The sequence below is a fragment of the Allobosea sp. P2_A10 genome (assembly GCF_056405115.1).
Genome location: NZ_JBFUCS010000046.1, coordinates 1 through 3,320, shown reverse-complemented (window position 1 = coordinate 3,320; position 3,320 = coordinate 1). Strand labels below are relative to the sequence as shown.

Annotated in this window: 8 protein-coding genes; 5 read left to right on the top strand and 3 right to left on the bottom strand. The window is 58.3% G+C overall.

Annotated elements, in window-relative coordinates; all coding sequences use genetic code 11:
- The coding region (locus AC1DZY_RS26420) for an ATP-binding protein (RefSeq protein ID WP_476823129.1) at nucleotides 1–88 on the top strand (88 nt) is incomplete at its 5' end.
- Between the two features lie 490 nt (nucleotides 89–578).
- Here AC1DZY_RS26420 and AC1DZY_RS26415 read toward each other — a convergent pair.
- Nucleotides 579–923 carry an H-NS histone family protein gene (locus tag AC1DZY_RS26415; protein ID WP_476823128.1) on the bottom strand — a complete coding sequence of 115 codons (345 nt, stop codon included), beginning with the start codon at nucleotides 921–923 and terminating at the stop codon, nucleotides 579–581.
- Nucleotides 924–1,071: 148 nt separating this feature from the next.
- Here AC1DZY_RS26415 and AC1DZY_RS26410 point away from each other — a divergent pair, with 148 nt between their 5' ends.
- The 4 genes from AC1DZY_RS26410 to AC1DZY_RS26395 are packed head-to-tail and all read left to right on the top strand — an operon-like array spanning nucleotide 1,072 to nucleotide 2,395.
- A complete protein-coding gene (locus AC1DZY_RS26410) occupies nucleotides 1,072–1,485 on the top strand; it encodes a hypothetical protein (protein WP_476823127.1) in 414 nt (137 codons plus the stop codon).
- Between the two features lies 1 nt (nucleotide 1,486).
- The gene (locus AC1DZY_RS26405; RefSeq protein WP_476823126.1) at nucleotides 1,487–1,702 is read left to right on the top strand and encodes a hypothetical protein; all 216 of its coding nucleotides are present in this window, start codon (nucleotides 1,487–1,489) and stop codon (nucleotides 1,700–1,702) included.
- The gene (locus tag AC1DZY_RS26400) at nucleotides 1,695–2,180 is read left to right on the top strand and encodes a hypothetical protein (RefSeq protein ID WP_476823125.1); all 486 of its coding nucleotides are present in this window, start codon (nucleotides 1,695–1,697) and stop codon (nucleotides 2,178–2,180) included. Before AC1DZY_RS26405 ends, AC1DZY_RS26400 begins: the two co-directional genes overlap by 8 nt.
- Entirely contained in the window at nucleotides 2,180–2,395 is a 216-nt protein-coding gene (locus AC1DZY_RS26395) for a hypothetical protein (protein ID WP_476823124.1), read from the top strand. Before AC1DZY_RS26400 ends, AC1DZY_RS26395 begins: the two co-directional genes overlap by 1 nt.
- Here AC1DZY_RS26395 and AC1DZY_RS26390 read toward each other — a convergent pair.
- Together AC1DZY_RS26390 and AC1DZY_RS26385 are read right to left on the bottom strand one after the other, a co-directional pair.
- Entirely contained in the window at nucleotides 2,376–2,864 is a 489-nt protein-coding gene (locus AC1DZY_RS26390) for a hypothetical protein (protein ID WP_476823123.1), read from the bottom strand. The genes AC1DZY_RS26395 and AC1DZY_RS26390 overlap by 20 nt on opposite strands.
- 201 nt (nucleotides 2,865–3,065) lie before the next feature.
- The coding region (locus AC1DZY_RS26385) for a transposase (protein WP_476823122.1) at nucleotides 3,066–3,320 on the bottom strand (255 nt) is incomplete at its 5' end.

Sequence of the window (3,320 nt, the reverse complement as noted above, 5' to 3'; positions counted from 1 at the left end):
GACGACCGCGATGCTCGATCGGCTGACCCATCACTGCGACATCATCGAGACCGGCAACGAGAGCTGGCGCTTCAAAAACCGAGCCTGACAACGTCATCCTCCGTCGCGCACTGGACGCCGAAATCGCCCCGGCCGAGCAACCCCGACCAGCTCAGCCGGGGCGACATCGGCACGTCCGAGCAGGTCCCAAGGGGGCTGACATTCAACGCGATAAGAGGGCTGAGCTTCAACGCGATTTGACAGCACTCAACCAGCCATCACGTTGTGCACTCACGGCTTACCGACTTTTCCGCAACCGACGCCCGCGCGCTGCAAATAGCATCAGAAACGTTCATGGTGGCCCATATCCCGGCATCAACTGCGCTACCCGTTCAGGACAGGGCCAAGGACATGTTGGCAGATATGCGGGTGCTTAAGACGCCTGCGATTATCAAGTAAGCGGGCGGGGGCGAGGTGCCCCCTAGGACGCAGGGGCGCCCTAGGATACCGGGAGCCGCCCTATCGACCCGGCTTGGGTGCCTGCGCCAAGCCGTGGTGCCAAACAAGAAACCCCGCCATCGAGGCGGGGTTTTTGTCGTTCAATCCTTCACTCGGTAGTCGTCCGGGTTTTTCCCGGCATCGATATGAGCCTGGAGCCACTTGGGCTTCTGACCCTTGCTGGCCCACGTCTGGCCCGTGGTCGGGTCACGGTGAGTTACCTTGACGTTCGAGCGGCCATCCTTGGCGCCTGCCTTGCTACGGCTGCGAGGTGGCTTGGTCGGGTCGAAATTGGTCCAATCGACCACATTCTCGCTACCGCCCAGTTCCTTCAGCTCAGCCAGAAGCTCCGCCTTGCGGGCGCTCACTTTTTCTTCAAGCGCAGCGTTCGCGTCACGAATGACACCGCGCAGCTCCTCAATCGTCATATCGGCGTACTTGGCCATCAGATGTTCCCCGTAATGTGGCGATAAACCCTTATACCCGCGCAGGGTTTATGGCGCAAATGGTATAAAGGTGCATTTATTTTGTTATACCTATTGACAGTATAATAGGCTTGTTACAAAATATATTCATAACGAAAGCAAGAAACCTATGGATACCCAACTGTTCTCAAAAATCATCGACCTTGACCACACTCAGGTTTATCTGGTCATCACTCAGGGCGATGTAAAAACCTACTTCGGCAACTTCACCGCCAGCCAGACCGAAACCCGCAACGCTTGGATTAAACGCTTCGATACCGCCGAGAACGATTTTACTGTTGGCTGCACCAGCGCCCTTAAGTTTGAGATTGCAGGCGAAGGTTCGGTTTCCGTCAACCGCATCGAGCATGTGGCGCTGATTAAAAGCCCCGCCAGCCTTCGCGCTGAAATCGCCAAGCTGGACGAAGCTGCGAAATACATCGTGTTCACTGATGCCTATGGCGAGGCCGAGCTCGCCGAGGCGAAATACCGCCGCGACCGTGCCGCGCTGGTGGCCGAGTTGAACACCGCGGAGGGCCGCTAACATGACGGCCCACCAACTTGGCGCCTGCCCGTTCTGCAAACACACGAACATTCATCTGAATGAGCTGCGCAGGGGCAATTACCGCCGCAAGGGCGACAATTATCAAGCCGTCTGCATGAAGTGCAAAGCTCGCGGCCCGCTTATCAAAGACATTCCGGAAAAGGCGGCGGATGCCTGGAATGCACTGACCAAAGCGGAGGGCACCGCCAATGGCTAAAGCTGGCGACCGCATCCGCGTGCAAAAATATATTTTAGGCCACGCTGCCTATTGCGACGATTACACGGTCGAGTATTTCCGCGATTGCCATGGTATTTTTCTGTCTGATGAAGACCGAATGGCAGGCAAATTCACGCCTCTCTGTGAGCTTTACGACCCCGCACCAGATGCCACACAAGGCTATATTCCGAACCATGGGCCGTATTGGACAGCGTATGTTCAAGGGTACATGAATCTGTCCAATGCCCCCGAACCCATTCCAGCCAATGACGACGAGTGCCAGCACGCCGACGCGCTGGCGGGAGCATTAGAAGTGCTTAAGACGACCGCCTGCCGCACCTATGCCAAGTGGGATGCCGACGAGGATAGTAAGGTGGGCAAATGGCTCGCCGCAATGGGCGGGACTAAAGGGATTTTGCCCGAAGTGGACACGGCTCTCGAAATCCTCGCTTATCACCAAAAGCGGAGGGCTGCCTGATGGAACGCCGCTCCCGACCGCGTGGCAATCCCAACTGGACGCCGGGCCGCGACACTGGACAGCTCGGCAAAGGCAAATACGGCGACGCCCGCACGATGGTGGTGCGCATCCCGTGCGAAGCGTTCGAGCGCGTGGCCGCGATATGCCGGGAATATGAGGTGGCCGCGCCAGCTTCCGCCGATGTTCCCGAACAGCTTAAGCAGCGTCCGGCTTAGGGGCGGCGGGCGCAGGCAGCTGTAGAGGCGGAGGCGGCAACGCGAGTGGTGGCGTCGGATGAAAGAGGAGCCGGTAGCTAGCCCGTATCTCCTCGTTTATCTCCTTATATTCGATGCTGGTCGGCTTGAATTTGTCGCGCCGTGCAATCAGCGCATCCATGCGCCGGGACTCGTTTTCAAAGTCCAACTCACCTGAGATGACCTTCTTTCCTCTCGCCATGAGGAGAGCGATGCCTAGACCAAGAACCGCGCCGAAGCCCGAAAGGGGCGCTGTCGCAGCGCCAAGAGCAAAGAACGCCGATACGACCCATGGGGCACCGCCGCCGATGCTCAAGCCGCACATGCCGATAATCACTTGTGAGCTGGAAAGGCTGACTTTCGTCGCCGCTCCATGGGCATCACCGACCGCCTTAGCCGCTCTGGCGCTGGCGTCGCTAAGGCCTTTTTTGGCACCATCGAGACTAGCCACCGGCCTTGGCCTCTCGAATGGCCTCATTCGCTTCGATTATTGCTCGCTCCAACTCAAGCTGGGCCTGCATCAGCTCCAATTGTCGTGCTCGCGTCATGCTTCGCCGCCGAACGACCCAAAAGCTGCCGAGGACAATTCCGAACAGAGCGAGAGCCAGACTCAGATTAAACGCGCCCGAGCCACTATACGCCTGGGTAGCGCCTAGGCTTCGTGGACAAAGGGTAGCCAGAGTTTGACTGCGGCGATGGCGACGAAACCGAGGTAGGACTCCTTGCTCTTGTCGTAGCGTGTGGCGACGCGCCGCCAGTTCTTGAGCTTGCTGAACAGTCGCTCGATCAGATTGCGCCACTTGTATTTTTCGGCATCGTGCGGCGCAGGGTTCTTGCGATTGCGCTTGGCCGGTATGACGGCCTCGATCTCGGCTTTCGCCAACTCCTCGCGAATGGCGATGGCGTC